This is a genomic window from Ornithinimicrobium flavum, from assembly GCF_004526345.1.
GTDB classification, from domain to species: domain Bacteria; phylum Actinomycetota; class Actinomycetes; order Actinomycetales; family Dermatophilaceae; genus Ornithinicoccus; species Ornithinicoccus flavus.
In genome coordinates this window covers 1,033,218-1,046,095 of record NZ_CP038213.1, presented here as the reverse complement: position 1 = coordinate 1,046,095, position 12,878 = coordinate 1,033,218, and the positions used below count along the sequence as shown (strand labels likewise).

The window sequence follows — 12,878 nt, the reverse complement described above, 5'->3', positions numbered from 1 at the left end:
TCATACCCCATGAACGATGAGGCCGCGAAGTACCTGTACGACATGTCCGAGGGTCGGGCGGACATGAAAGTCCTGCTCGGGGGCAAGGGTGCCAACCTGGCCGAGATGAAGCGGCTCGGCATCCCGGTGCCGGACGGCTTCACCGTGAGCACGGTGGCGTGCGTCGACACCATGGAGGCGCACGGGCGGTGGCCGGACGGGCTGTGGGACGACATCACCGCGGCCGTGGCCCGGCTCGAGGAGCGCACGGGGCGCACCCTGGGGGGCGAGAAGCCCCTGCTGCTCTCGGTCCGCTCGGGTGCGGTCTTCTCCATGCCCGGGATGATGGACACCATCCTCAACCTCGGGATCGGTGACGAGACCGTGCACGCCCTTGCCTCCGAGGCGGACAACCCGCGCTTCGCCTGGGACTCCTACCGCCGGTTCCTGCAGATGTACGGCGACGTCGTCGAGGGTGTCCCCCCGCACGTCTACGAGGACGAGCTGACCTCCCTCAAGGCACGCCGCGGGGTCGCGCAGGACACCGACCTGAGCACCGAGGACCTGCAGGAGCTGGTGGCGACCTTCAAGGACGTCTCCCGCCGGGAGCTGGGTCGGGACCTGCCGACCGACCCGCTGGAGCAGCTGCGCGGCGCCGTCGACGCGGTCTTCCGCTCCTGGGACACGCCGCGGGCCCGGGTCTACCGGAAGGCCAACAACATCCCCGACGACCTCGGCACGGCCGTGAACGTCATGCAGATGGTCTTCGGCAACCGCGGCGACACCTCCGCGACCGGCGTCTGCTTCACCCGCAACCCCTCCACCGGCGAGCACGAGCTCTACGGCGAGTTCCTCGTCAACGCCCAGGGCGAGGACGTCGTCTCCGGCATCCGCACGCCGCGGCCGCTGGCCGAGATGGAGGGGGTGCTGCCGGAGGCCTACGCGCAGCTGCGACAGACGATGCACGACCTCGAGGCCCACTACAAGGACATGCAGGACATCGAGTTCACCGTCGAGGACGGCACGCTCTACCTGCTGCAGACCCGCAACGGCAAGCGCACCGCCGCGGCGGCCCTCCGGGTCGCCCGCGACATGGTGCAGGAGGGGGTGCTCACGCGCGAGGAGGCCCTGCAGCGCGTCGAGCCCAGCCAGCTCGACCAGCTCCTGCACCCGGCGATCGACCCCCAGCACGGGAGGTCACCGGTGACCCGGGGTCTTCCCGCCTCCCCCGGTGCGGCGGTCGGCGAGCTCGTCTTCGACGCCGACACGGCCGCGGAGCGGGGCGGTGCCGGCGAGCCCGTCGTGCTCGTGCGCTACGAGACCACCCCCGACGACATCCACGGCGTCATCGTCGCCCAGGGGGTGCTGACCGCCCACGGTGGCATGACCTCCCACGCCGCCGTGGTGGCCCGGGGCATGGGCAAGCCGTGCGTGGCGGGAGCCTCGGCGATCCGGATCGACACCTCGGAGAAGACCCTGACCATCGGTGACGCCGTCTACCACGAGGGCGACCTGCTCACCCTGGACGGGACGACCGGCGACGTCTACGGCGAGGCCCTAGAGCTGGTCCCGCCGCAGATCAACGAGGACTTCGAGGCCATCGTCAGCTGGGCCGACGACGTCCGGCGCCTCGGGGTGCGGGCCAACGCCGACACCGACGAGGACGCGGCCAAGGCCCGTGAGCTGGGGGCCGAGGGCATCGGGCTGTGCCGCACGGAGCACATGTTCATGGCCGCCGACCGGCTCCCCGCGGTGCGCCGGATGATCCTGGCCGAGACCGAGGACGAGCGCGCGGCGGCCCTGGAGCAGATCCTGCCCATGCAGCAGGAGGACTTCGAGGGCATCTTCACCGCCATGAAGGGCCTGCCGGTGACGGTGCGCTTGCTCGACCCGCCCCTCCACGAGTTCCTCCCCGACCTCGTCGAGCAGTCGCTGCTGGTCCAGCGCCTGGAGCTCACCGGGGGCGACGCCCAGGAGCTGGAGCGGGCCAGGGTGCTGCTCGGCCAGGTCAAGCGCCTGCACGAGCAGAACCCCATGCTCGGCACCCGCGGCTGCCGACTGGCGATGCTCTACCCCGAGATCCCGGACATGCAGACCCGCGCGATCATCCGCGCCGCCCTGGCGGTGCGCGAGCGCGAGGGCGAGACCGTCGGCGTGGAGATCATGATCCCCCTGGTCGCCTACGCCAGCGAGATCAAGGCCCAGCGCGAGATCGTCGAGCGTGCGGTCGCCGACGAGCTGCAGGCGGCCGGGGCGTCGCTGGACGTCACGATCGGCACGATGATCGAGCTGCCGCGGGCGGCCATCGTCGCCGACCAGATCGCCGAGCACGCCGACTTCTTCTCCTTCGGCACCAACGACCTCACCCAGACCGGCATCGGCATCTCCCGCGACGACGCCGAGGGCGGCTTCCTGACGCACTACGTCACCGACGAGGTCATTCCGAGCAACCCCTTCGAGTCGATCGACCAGGATGGCGTGGGAGGTCTGGTGCAGATCGGCGTCGACCGGGGCCGCTCGGCCAGGCCCGGCCTGAAGATGGGGGTCTGCGGCGAGCACGGGGGCGACCCCGAGTCGATCCAGTTCTTCGAGAACGCCGGCCTGGACTACGTCTCCTGCTCGCCCTTCCGCGTCCCGATCGCCCGGTTCGCGGCCGCGCGTGCGGTGCTGAAGGGTGAGCGCCGGGCCGACGGCTGACCGCCTCGACACCCACCACCCGCGCGACGCCCGGTCGGGTCCCGGCCGGGCGTCGCCGTGACCGGAAGGACCCCATGACCGCACCCGACTCCTGGCTGGCGACCCTGGAGGAGCTCGGCGGCTTCTTCTCGCTGGCCGCGGCCCCGGACGCCACCAGCGGTGCCGTGCCCTGGCCCGACGTGCTGGCCGAGCCGGCGCTGACCGGCCGCTTCGCCGCCGTCCGTGCCGTCCTCGCCGAGGGGGCGAGCCTGCCCGCGGCAGACCTCGACCCCAAGGTGGCGGTGTCGGCCGTCCAGGTCTCGCTGGCCTCCCGGCTGTGGTCGGTCGCCCTCGCCGGGGCCGCGCTGCACGGCTGGGTCCCGGCGCTGACGGGCGACAACCTCGTGGCCAGCCCCGAGCACCGTGGCCCCGTCCCCCTCGGGCTGAGGGACCCGGACGCGGGGTATGCGGTCTCCCGGCCCGCCGACGCCGCTCGCCTCGTGGGCGAGCTGGTCGTGGAGGCGGGGCTCGCCGACCTGGAGACGGCGTGCTCACGGGTGGGCCGCACCCCGCGGCGGGTGCTCGCGAGCAACAGCACCTCCGCGCTCGTCGGCGGCGCCCGCGTGCTGGCCCGCCTGCGGCCCGACCGGGCCGCCGCCACCTGGTCGCTCACCCGCTCGCTGCTGGACCACCCGGCCGTGGCCGCCGGTGGCGGGACGGTCGACCCGGACGGCCTGCCGGTCGGGGTCGGAGGACCGATGGAGCGCCCCGACGAGGCCTTCCTGCGCTCCGGCTGTTGCGTGTTCTACCGGTTGCCGGAGCACGGCCTGTGCCCCGACTGCGTGCTCGCGCCGTCACGACCCGAGCAAGTCACCCCGGGTCACTGAGGGGCCGCCGGACCCCGCCTGTCCGGGCCGACCCCGCCGGTCAGCGGGGCCGGACGGTGCCCCTGCCGACGGCAGCGTCATACGTGTAGACCTCGGTCCCGTCGATCCAGGTGCGCAGCACGCGCGACTGGAGGTCGAGCGGGTCGCCGGACCACAGGACGACGTCCGCGTCCTTGCCCGGTGCCAGGGAGCCGACCCGGTCCTCCACGCCCAGGACGCGCGCCGGGTTGATCGTCACCGCCCGCAGCGCCGCGTCCCGGTCCATGCCCTCGCGCACGGCCAGGGCGACCTGGGTGATGAGGTACTCGATCGGGACGACCGGGTGGTCGGTGATGAGCGACACCTCCACCCCGGCCCGGTCGAGGATCCCCGGCGCGCGCAGCGACCGGTCCCTCACCTCGACCTTGGACCGGGAGACGATCATCGGCCCGTAGAGGACCGGGACCTGCCGCTCGGCGAGCAGGTCGGCCATCAGGTAGCTCTCGGTGCCGTGGTCGAGGACCAGGCGGTAACCGAACTCGTCGGCGAGCCTCAGGGCCGTGGCGATGTCGTCGGCACGGTGGCAGTGCTGCCGCCAGGGGATCTCCCCCTCCAGGACCTTGACGAGGATCTCGGAGACGAGGTCGGTGTCGACCGGCTTGCCGTCGGCCGCGGCGACCTTCGCCTGGTAGGAACGGGCGGCGGCGAAAGCACGACGCAGCACGAGCGCGACGCCCAGCCGGGTCGACGGCGTCTTCTTCTGGTCCCCGTAGACGCGCTTCGGGTTCTCCCCCAGCGCGGCCTTCACCCCGGAGGGGTTGCGCAGGACCATCTCGTCCACGACGCGGCCGTAGGTCTTGAGGGCCACCGCCTGCCCGCCGATCGGGTTGCCGGAGCCGGGGTTGACGTTGACCGTCGTGATGCCACCCATGAGGGCGTCGTCGAAGCCCTGCTCGCGGGGGTTGATGCCGTCGATGGCCCGGGCGGCGGCCATGACCGGGTCGGTCATCTCGTTGGTGTCCTGACCGGCCCAGCCCTCCCCCTCCTCCCAGACGCCGAGGTGCACGTGGGCGTCGACCAGCCCGGGCAGCAGCCAGCCGCCCGAGACGTCGACGACCTCCGCCTCCGCGGGGACCTCGACCTCGCCGCGGGGGCCGACAGCCTCGATGCGCCCGTCGCGCAGCAGGACGGTCCCGTCCTCGACGGGGGCGGTGTCGATCGGCAGCACACGGGCTCCGACCAGGGCAAGGACAGGGGTGGAGGGCATCCCCCCACTCTAGGTGGGCGACCGTCCGGTGTGACGGATGCCTCATACCCCCCGAGGCATGAGTTCGGCGAAACCCTTGTGCTAAGGCGGGGCCGGATGAAAAGATCGGGAACACTGTGCTCAACCGAGGCGTTGGCCAGGCAGATGTAGCGAGGTTCCTCCCGGGGCCCTCGCAGGACGGATCAACGAAGAGGCGTCCCGTTCGGCGAGCCCCCTGCAACCGGCCGAGCGGTGAGACCACACGACGACTGCCCTCCGGGCAGGGACCAAGGAGCAACACTGATGGACTGGCGCGACCGCGCAGCGTGCCTCGAGGAAGATCCCGAGCTGTTCTTCCCGATCGGCAACACCGGACCTGCTCTGCAGCAGATCGAGGACGCCAAGGCCGTCTGCCGGACCTGCCCCGTCATCGACACGTGTCTGAAGTGGGCCCTGGAGACGGGCCAGGACGCCGGCGTCTGGGGCGGGCTGTCCGAGGACGAGCGTCGGGCGCTCAAGCGCCGCAAGGCCCGCGCCCGTCGGGCCGGCTGAGCGGCCCCACCCGCCTCGCTGCGCCGGAGCCGAACCACCCGGCGCGGCCCACCCTCCCCCTCTAGACCGACCCCCGCAACCGCACGGTGAACCGCACGACGGTCCCGTGCGGTTCGGCGTTCTCCCAGCTGATCTGCCCCCGCATGTCGGTCAGCAGGGCCTCCACGATCTGCATACCCAGGCCGCTGCTCGCGCCCCGGTCCCCGTCCGGCAGACCCTGGCCGTTGTCGCACACCTCGACCTCGAGCAGGTCCTGCCCCTCGTGCCGTGAGCGCCAGGCGCCGACCGTCACCATCGGGACCTCCCGGCCCGGGTGGTCGGCCTCCTCGAAGCCGTGCTCCACGGCGTTGTGGACCAGCTCGGCCAGGATCATCGCCAGGTGCGTCGCGTCCTCGGCGCGCAGCCACCCGAAGGAGCCCAGCAGCCTGGTGCCGGCCACGGTCCGGGTGGCCGCCACCTCGACCGTGGCGCGCAGGACCCGGGTGGCGACCTCGTCGAAGTCGACCGACTCCGAGAAGCCCTGGCTGAGCGTGTCGTGGACCAGCGCGACGGTGGACAGCCGGCGGCCGGCCTCGGCCAGCGCCGCCTTGGCCCCCGGGTCGTCGAGTCGTCGCGACTGGAGCCGCAGCAGGGCGGCCACCGTCTGCAGGTTGTTCTTGACCCGGTGGTGGATCTCCCGGATCGTGGCCTCCTTGCTGAGCAGCTCCCGCTCGCGACGCCGGATCTCGCTGACGTCGCGCATGAGCAGGAGCGCGCCCACCCGCACCCCCGCGCGGGTCAGGGGCACCGACCGGAGGGTGAGGTTGATCGTGGGCGTCTCGATCTCGGTCCCCCAGGGCGCCCGGCCGGTCAGCACCAGCGGCACCGTCTCGTCCACCGTGCTGCCCTGGGTGAGCCGGGAGGTGACGATCTCGGACAGATCGGCGCCGTTGACCAGGTCCGTGTGGCCCAGTCGGCGCAGGGCCGAGACGGCGTTGGGGCTGGCGTAGTCGATCAACCCCTCCGCGGTCAGCCGCACCACGCCGTCCCCCACCCGGGGGGTGCCGCGGCCGACGCCCGTGGCAGCCCCGTCCATGGGGAAGGCCCCCTCGGCGATCATGCTGAAGAGCTGCTGGCTGATCTGCAGGTAGTTCACCTCCAGCCCTCCCTGCTGACGCATGTTCTGCAGGTCGGTGTGCCGCACCAGGACGGCGATCGCCCGCCCCGCACGCACCACCGGGACGTACTGCTCGCGCACGTAGCCCGCCTCCGGCGGGGTCACCGGGCGGCCAGAGCGCAGGACGTCGTTGAGCCAGTGCTCCCGCTCCGGGGCGGGGGTCTGACCGATGACGTCGTCGTGGTAGAAGTTCGGCCCGGTGGACGGTCGGGCGTGCGCCGCGAGGAACCACGGGGACAGGTCGGGGTCGCTGGCGTCGTCCATCTGCACCGGCAGCCACAGCGTCAGGTCGGCGAAGGACAGGTCGGCCACCATCTGCCAGTCCGCGACCAGGCGGTGGACCCAGTCCACGTCGTCCGGCGACATGGTGGAGCGGGACAACGTCTCGCGCAGAGTAGGCACGGACCGCACTCTAGCCGCGCCTCCTCGGCAGCCGGCCCCGACCTGGAGCCCCGCGGTGACGCCAGGGCGCGCGCCCTCCCGCCCCGGCCCGCGGCCGGGAGGGGAGGGTCAGTCGGCGGCTCCCTGACGCACCAGCCCGCGCAGCGTGCGCAGGGCGACGGACAGGGGGGCCAGGTCGGGCTCCTCCATCTCGGTGACGGTGTGCAGCACCTGGCTGGTGCGCACAAGGGCGGCGCGGTGCTCGGCCATCCAGTCGCGGACGCGGTCGAGCCGGTCGCCGTCCTCCCCGGCCTCCGTGCGCTCCAGCACGGTGCGGGTCAGGCCGCGCATGACGGCGTAGATGTCGTCACGCAGGGCTCCCCGGGCCAGGGAGGCCCAGCGGTCCTCGCGCTGCAGGTGCGACACGTGGGTGAGCAGCACGTCCAGCCGGAAGGCCTCGGAGACGCCGAAGTAGATCTCCGCCACCTCCTGCACCTCGCGACCCGTGGCCATGGCGGTCTCCACCACGTCCAGCAGGGAGAAGCTGTCCAGCAGCGAGGCGTAGTCGCGGGCGAGGTCCTCCGGGACCCCCTCCCCGCGGGCCCACTCGACGGCCGTGGACCACCGCTCGCGCTCGCCGCCCTGCAGCAGCTCCCCGATGAGCGGCATCACCTCCTGCACCGACCCCTGGAACCGCTCGATCTCGTCCTCCATGCCGGCCGACAGCGACCGGTAGTTGAGGAACCACCGGGTCGCGCGGTCCACCAGGCGGCGGAACTCCAGGTAGAGCTCGGTCTGGGTGTCCGTGCTCACCTCGTTGTCCAGCGCCTCGACCCGCGACAGGTAGTCCTGCATCCCGAAGACGGAGCGCACGACGTGGAAGGCCCGGGCGATCTGGGCCACCGTGGCGCCCGTCTCCTCCTCGGCCCGGAAGGCGAAGGAGACACCGCCCCGGTTGACCATGGCGTTGGCGATCTCGTTGACGACGATCTCGCGGCGGAGCGGGTGCTCCAGGATCTGCTCGCGGGCCCGCTCGGTCAGCGGCTGGGGGAAGTAGCCCAGCAGCGTGTCGACCAGCGCGGGGTCGTCGGGCAGCTCGGTCTCGATGAGCTCCTGCTTGAGCGCCAGCTTGGAGTAGGCCACGAGCACCGAGAACTCCGGGCTCGTCAGTCCGGTGCCCGCCTTCACCCGGCGCTCCCACTCCTTGCGGTCCGGGAGGAACTCCAGGCGCGGGTCCAGCCCGGCGCGCTCGGTGAGGTAGCGGATGAGGCGCTGGTGCACCAGCACCATCACCTCCCGCTGGTTGCGGCCGTTGCCGATGAGGACGTTCTGGTCGTAGTTGTGCCGCAGCACCTTGGCCGCGACCTCCTCGGTCATCGACTCCAGCAGCTCGTCCCGCTCCGGCAGCGACATCTCACCGCCCTGCACCAGCGGGCTGAGCGCGATCTTGATGTTGACCTCGTGGTCCGAGCTGTCGACCCCGGCCGAGTTGTCGATCGCGTCGGTGTTGACGTGGACGCCCGCGAGCGCCGCCTCGATACGGCCGAGCTGCGACATACCGAGGTTGCCGCCCTCGCCCACGACCCGGACCCGCAGGTCCCGCCCGTCCACCCGGATCGGGTCGTTGGCCCGGTCCCCGATGCTGACGTCGGTCTCGCTTGAGGCCTTGACGTAGGTGCCGATCCCGCCGTTCCACAGCAGGTCGACCGGGGCGGTGAGGATCGCCCGCAGCAGCTCCTGCGGGGTCATCGCGGTGACCTCGTCCTCGATCCCGAGCCGCTCCCGCACCTGGGGGCTGACGGGGATCGACTTCTGGGTGCGCGGGTAGACCCCGCCGCCCTCGCTGATCAGCGACTCGTCGTAGTCGGCCCAGCTCGAGCGGGGCAGCTCGAACAGCCGCTGACGCTCGGCGAAGGAGCTGGCCGCGTCGGGGTCCGGGTCGAGGAAGACGTGCCGGTGGTCGAACGCCGCGACCAGCCGGATGTGCTCGGACAGCAGCATGCCGTTGCCGAAGACGTCGCCGCTCATGTCCCCCACGCCGACGACGGTGATGTCCTCGCTCTGGGTGTCCAGCCCCAGCTCCCGGAAGTGGCGCTTGACCGACTCCCACGCCCCGCGGGCGGTGATGCCCATCTCCTTGTGGTCGTACCCCGCCGAGCCGCCGGAGGCGAACGCGTCGTCCAGCCAGAAGCCGTAGTCGCGGGCGACCCCGTTGGCCAGGTCGGAGAACGTGGCCGTGCCCTTGTCGGCGGCGACGACGAGGTAGGGGTCGTCGCCGTCGTAGCGCACGACGCGGTCGGGGGCGACGACCTCGGCTCCCACGCGGTTGTCGGTGATGTCGAGCATGCCGCGGATGAAGGTCTGGTATGCGGCCCGCCCGGCCTCCAGCCACGCCTCGCGGTCCGCGGCCGGGTCCGGGAGGGACTTGGCGAAGAACGCGCCCTTGGACCCGGTGGGGACGATGACGGCGTTCTTGACCATCTGCGCCTTGACCAGCCCCAGCACCTCGGTGCGGAAGTCCTCCCGCCGGTCGCTCCAGCGCAGACCACCCCGGGCGACCGAGCCGAAACGCAGGTGGCTGCCCTCCACGTCGGGGGCGTAGACCCAGATCTCGAAGGCTGGCCGGGGCTCGGGGAGCAGCTCCAGCTCGCGCGGCAGCAGCTTGAGCGAGACGCGCGCCCGGGGCCGCCCCTCCTCGTCGACCTGGTAGTAGTTGGTCCGCAGGGTGGCCCGCACGACCGAGACCAGGGCCCGCAGGATGCGGTCGTGGTCGAGGCTGGCCACGGCGTCCAGGTCGTGGATGATGTCGCCCAGGATCGTCTCGACCGCCTCGGTCCGGTCGTCCTGCCCGAGGTCCGGGTCGAAGCGGGTGCGGAAGAGGTCGATGACCCGCCCGGCGATCTCGGCGTTGGCGACCAGCGCCTCCTCCAGGTAGTCCAGGCTGAAGATGCCGATCTGCCGCAGGTAGCGGACCAGCGTGCGCAGGATGACCACGCTGCGCCAGTCCAGCCCCGCGGTGAGCACCAGGGCGTTGAGCCGGTCGGACTCGGCCGCGCCGCTCCATACCGCGGTGAAGGCGTCCTCGAAGGCGGCCGCCACCTCCTCCTCGGTGCGCCCGCCACGCCCGCTCCACACGTCGGGCCCGGGGGCGCGCAGCCCGAAGTCGTAGATGTAGCTGGTCCGGGCACCCTCGCCGTCGAGCTCGTAGGGGCGCTGGACGGTCACCTCCAGGCCGAAGTGGGCGAAGACCGGCAGCACGTCGGTCAGCGACATCTCCTCGGCGCGGTAGACCTTGATCCTGCGCTCATGCTCGTCGTCGCCCTCGGCGCGGTAGAGGTGGGGTCGGGCCGAGGCGTCGCTGCCGAGCAGCTCGCCGATCCGACGCAGGTCGAAGTAGGCGGTCTCCCCGTCGAAGTCCTCCTTGTAGGCCTCTGGGAAGGCACCCCCGAAGCGGGCGACGAGGTCACCGGTGGCCCCCTCGTCGACGTGGGCGGCCACCGCCTCGGTGAGACCCTCGGTCCAGGTGCGCGTCACCGCGGCGAGCCGGCGCTGCAGCTCCTCCTCCCCGACCTGCGGGGCAGGCCGGTCCTTGGGCAGGCGGATGACGAAGTGCAGCTGCGCGAGGGGACCGTCGCCCACCCGGGTGGCGTAGTCCGCGAGGTCGCCCTCGAAGGCCTCCTCCAGCATCTTCTGCACGCGGAGCCGGTTGGTCGTGTTGTACCGGTCCTTTGGCAGGTAGACGAGCGCGGTGACGAACCGGCCGAACTCGTCCTTGCGGACGAAGGCCTGCGCCTCGGGGCGCTCCAGCAGGCGCACGACCTCCTCCGCTGTCCGGCTGAGGTGCTCCAGCGGCGCCTGGAAGAGCTCGTCGCGGGGATAGCCCTCCAGCACGCTCAGCAGGTCCTTGCCGGAGTGGCTGTCGGGCGCGTAGCCGGAGCCGGCGATGATGGCCCTGACCTTGTCCCCCACGATGGGCAGCCGGGTCGCGGACTCGGCGTAGGCGCCGCGGGTGAACAGGCCCAGGAAGCGCTGCTCGCCCACGACCCGGCCCTCGGCGTCGAAGCGTCGGATACCGATGTAGTCCAGGGGCACCGAGCGGTGCACCGTCGCCCGGGTGTTGGCCTTGGTGATCGTGAGCAGCCGTGGCTCGCGGGCGGTCTCGACGGCCTCGGGCCGCAGGGGGCTCAGCGTCGCGGTCGCGCCCTCCTCGTCGCGCAGGATCCCCAGCCCGCTGCCCGGGACCGAGCGCAGGGCGGCACCCTCGTCGGACTCCACCAGGTCGTAGGACCGGTAGCCCAGGTAGGTGAAGTGGTGGTCGTCCATCCAGCGCAGGAAGTCGACGGTGGGGGCGACCTCGTCCGGGTCGACCGTGGACGGGGGGCGCAGCTCGAGGTGGGCCATGATCGTCCTGGTCTGCTCGCGCATCGCGCTCCAGTCCTCGAAGGCGCGGCGCACGTCGACCAGCACCCGCTCCAGCGTGCCGGCGAGCTCGGCTCGCGCCTCCTCGTCGGGGACGCGGTCGATCTCGACGACGATCCAGGACTCGACGCGCTGTCCGGGACCGGCCGCCCCCGGGTCCGCGCCGACGACCTCGCCCGAGGCCTCGTCGACAACGAGCTGCGGGTGCAGGAGGTCGTGCACCGCCAGGCCGGAGCGGGACAGCTCCCCCAGGACCGAGTCGACGAGGAAGGGCATGTCGTCGGTGACCACCTGGACGAAGGTGTTGCGGCTGTCCCACCCGTCCTGGGCGACCGTGGGGTTCAGCACCCGGACCTCGGCGGTGCCCGGCTCCCGGCCGGTGGCCAGCCCCTCCATGGTGGTCACCAGCGCGTCGCGGTAGGTCTCCCTCCGCCCGCCGTCCTGCTTGTGGTGGTAGAACAGGTCAGTCAGCCTCGCGGTGGACGCCATGGGGCCATGCACTCCTTGTCGGACCGTCGTCGCGCTCCTCGTCGAACGCCGGAGCCAGCCTACCCCTCGGCCCTCCTGTCCTCCTGCCCTGGGGACGAGCGCCGACGTCTGTCGGCCCGGCTCCCTACAGTGGGTCCATGCCCTCGACCACCGGGTCCGCGGCCGCGGCGCTGCACGCGGCCGACGACCTGACCGCCCTCGCCCCGGAGCTGGGCTGGGCCGAGGCCACGGGCCTGGCGGACGCCCTCATCGACACGCTCGCCCACCGCCTGGTGGACCTGGCGGCCGGCCGCCACGAGCCCACGACCCTCCCTGCGGTGGTGGGCGCGATCGGGGGCACGGACGGCGAGCCCGACCACGCCTCCTGCCGTGCCGCCGCCGCCAGGCTCCGCGCGCTCGCGCCCCTCGTCCGTCAGCAGGACGGTCTGGGCTGGGCGGCACCGACGGCGGACGTCATGACCAGCCTCGCCGACCTGCTCGACCAGGTCGCCGAGCGGTCCCGGCGTCGTCCGCTCACCCTCACCGACAAGGGTGTGGTGCTGCGCCGCCTGCACGGGCTGCACCGCCAACTACGGTAGGAGCATGAGGATCACCGAGACCGTCTCGCACCCGGCCGACCCGCAGCGCGTCCACCAGATGCTGACCGACCACGACTTCCAGGTCGCCCGGGCCGAGCGCTCCGGCGCCACCGACCAGACGGTCACGGTCGACACCGACCCCGAGGACGGGGCCGTCACCGTCACCGTCCAGCGGCACCTGCCCAGCACCGGCGTCCCGGAGTGGGCCCGCGCGTTCGTCGGGCCGACGCTGCTGATGGTGGAGACGGTCCGCTGGGGTGCCGCGGACGCGGACGGGGAGCGGGAGGGGGCGATGGGCCTGGAGCTGCCCGGCCTGCCCGTGTCCTTCACCGGCGGCATCCACCTGCGCCGTGGTCAGGAGCCGGGCACGACCCTGCACGTGGTCGACGGCGACCTGGAGGCCAAGGTCCCCTTCTTCGGCAAGCGGATCGAGGAGATGGTCGCCGCGCAGATGCACCGCATCGTGGCGCTGGAGGAGCAGGTCGCCCGGGAGTGGCTGCAGACCCCCGGGCCCCCGCCGGCCGGCTGAGAGCGCC

General features: G+C 72.4%; 8 protein-coding genes. 5 read left to right on the top strand and 3 right to left on the bottom strand.

Annotated elements, in window-relative coordinates:
• Window positions 1-9: 9 nt before the first annotated feature.
• Both ppdK and E3Z34_RS04890 read left to right on the top strand, forming a co-directional pair.
• The gene (gene ppdK / locus E3Z34_RS04895; RefSeq protein WP_134772703.1) at window positions 10-2,676 is read left to right on the top strand and encodes a pyruvate, phosphate dikinase; all 2,667 of its coding nucleotides are present in this window, start codon (window positions 10-12) and stop codon (window positions 2,674-2,676) included.
• A gap of 74 nt (window positions 2,677-2,750) precedes the next feature.
• Complete coding sequence (locus E3Z34_RS04890; protein ID WP_134772702.1) at window positions 2,751-3,542, top strand: (2Fe-2S)-binding protein; 792 nt, start codon at window positions 2,751-2,753, stop codon at window positions 3,540-3,542.
• Between the two features lie 40 nt (window positions 3,543-3,582).
• Here E3Z34_RS04890 and E3Z34_RS04885 read toward each other — a convergent pair whose 3' ends face one another.
• Window positions 3,583-4,788 (bottom strand): amidohydrolase, encoded by a 1,206-nt coding sequence (locus E3Z34_RS04885; RefSeq protein WP_134772701.1) that lies wholly within the window; start codon window positions 4,786-4,788, stop codon window positions 3,583-3,585.
• Window positions 4,789-5,070: 282 nt separating this feature from the next.
• Here E3Z34_RS04885 and E3Z34_RS04880 point away from each other — a divergent pair, with 282 nt between their 5' ends.
• Window positions 5,071-5,319 carry a WhiB family transcriptional regulator gene (locus E3Z34_RS04880; RefSeq protein ID WP_134772700.1) on the top strand — a complete coding sequence of 83 codons (249 nt, stop codon included), beginning with the start codon at window positions 5,071-5,073 and terminating at the stop codon, window positions 5,317-5,319.
• Between the two features lie 61 nt (window positions 5,320-5,380).
• On the opposite strand, the gene E3Z34_RS04875 is transcribed toward E3Z34_RS04880, so the two are convergent.
• Window positions 5,381-6,877, bottom strand: coding sequence for a sensor histidine kinase (locus tag E3Z34_RS04875; protein WP_238695351.1), 1,497 nt, complete (start codon window positions 6,875-6,877; stop codon window positions 5,381-5,383).
• 108 nt (window positions 6,878-6,985) lie between these two features.
• Window positions 6,986-11,764: an NAD-glutamate dehydrogenase gene (locus tag E3Z34_RS04870; protein ID WP_134772699.1), complete on the bottom strand. Its 4,779-nt coding sequence runs from the start codon at window positions 11,762-11,764 to the stop codon at window positions 6,986-6,988.
• A 137-nt stretch (window positions 11,765-11,901) separates the two neighbouring features.
• Here E3Z34_RS04870 and E3Z34_RS04865 point away from each other — a divergent pair, with 137 nt between their 5' ends.
• Both E3Z34_RS04865 and E3Z34_RS04860 read left to right on the top strand, forming a co-directional pair.
• On the top strand, window positions 11,902-12,342 hold the full coding sequence (locus E3Z34_RS04865; RefSeq protein WP_134772698.1) for a hypothetical protein: 441 nt from the start codon (window positions 11,902-11,904) through the stop codon (window positions 12,340-12,342).
• A gap of 4 nt (window positions 12,343-12,346) precedes the next feature.
• Window positions 12,347-12,871 carry a DUF2505 domain-containing protein gene (locus E3Z34_RS04860; protein ID WP_134772697.1) on the top strand — a complete coding sequence of 175 codons (525 nt, stop codon included), beginning with the start codon at window positions 12,347-12,349 and terminating at the stop codon, window positions 12,869-12,871.
• The last annotated feature ends 7 nt before the right edge of the window (window positions 12,872-12,878 follow it).

Bases quoted from the DNA above. Each gene is read 5' to 3' on its own strand.
- E3Z34_RS04870 (WP_134772699.1), bottom strand. From the start codon at position 11,764: ATGGCGTCCACCGCGAGGCTGACTGACCTGTTCTACCACCACAAGCAG.
- E3Z34_RS04880 (WP_134772700.1), top strand. From the start codon at position 5,071: ATGGACTGGCGCGACCGCGCAGCGTGCCTCGAGGAAGATCCCGAGCTG.
- E3Z34_RS04865 (WP_134772698.1), top strand. From the start codon at position 11,902: ATGCCCTCGACCACCGGGTCCGCGGCCGCGGCGCTGCACGCGGCCGAC.
- ppdK (WP_134772703.1), top strand. From the start codon at position 10: ATGAACGATGAGGCCGCGAAGTACCTGTACGACATGTCCGAGGGTCGG.
- E3Z34_RS04885 (WP_134772701.1), bottom strand. From the start codon at position 4,788: ATGCCCTCCACCCCTGTCCTTGCCCTGGTCGGAGCCCGTGTGCTGCCG.
- E3Z34_RS04860 (WP_134772697.1), top strand. From the start codon at position 12,347: ATGAGGATCACCGAGACCGTCTCGCACCCGGCCGACCCGCAGCGCGTC.
- E3Z34_RS04890 (WP_134772702.1), top strand. From the start codon at position 2,751: ATGACCGCACCCGACTCCTGGCTGGCGACCCTGGAGGAGCTCGGCGGC.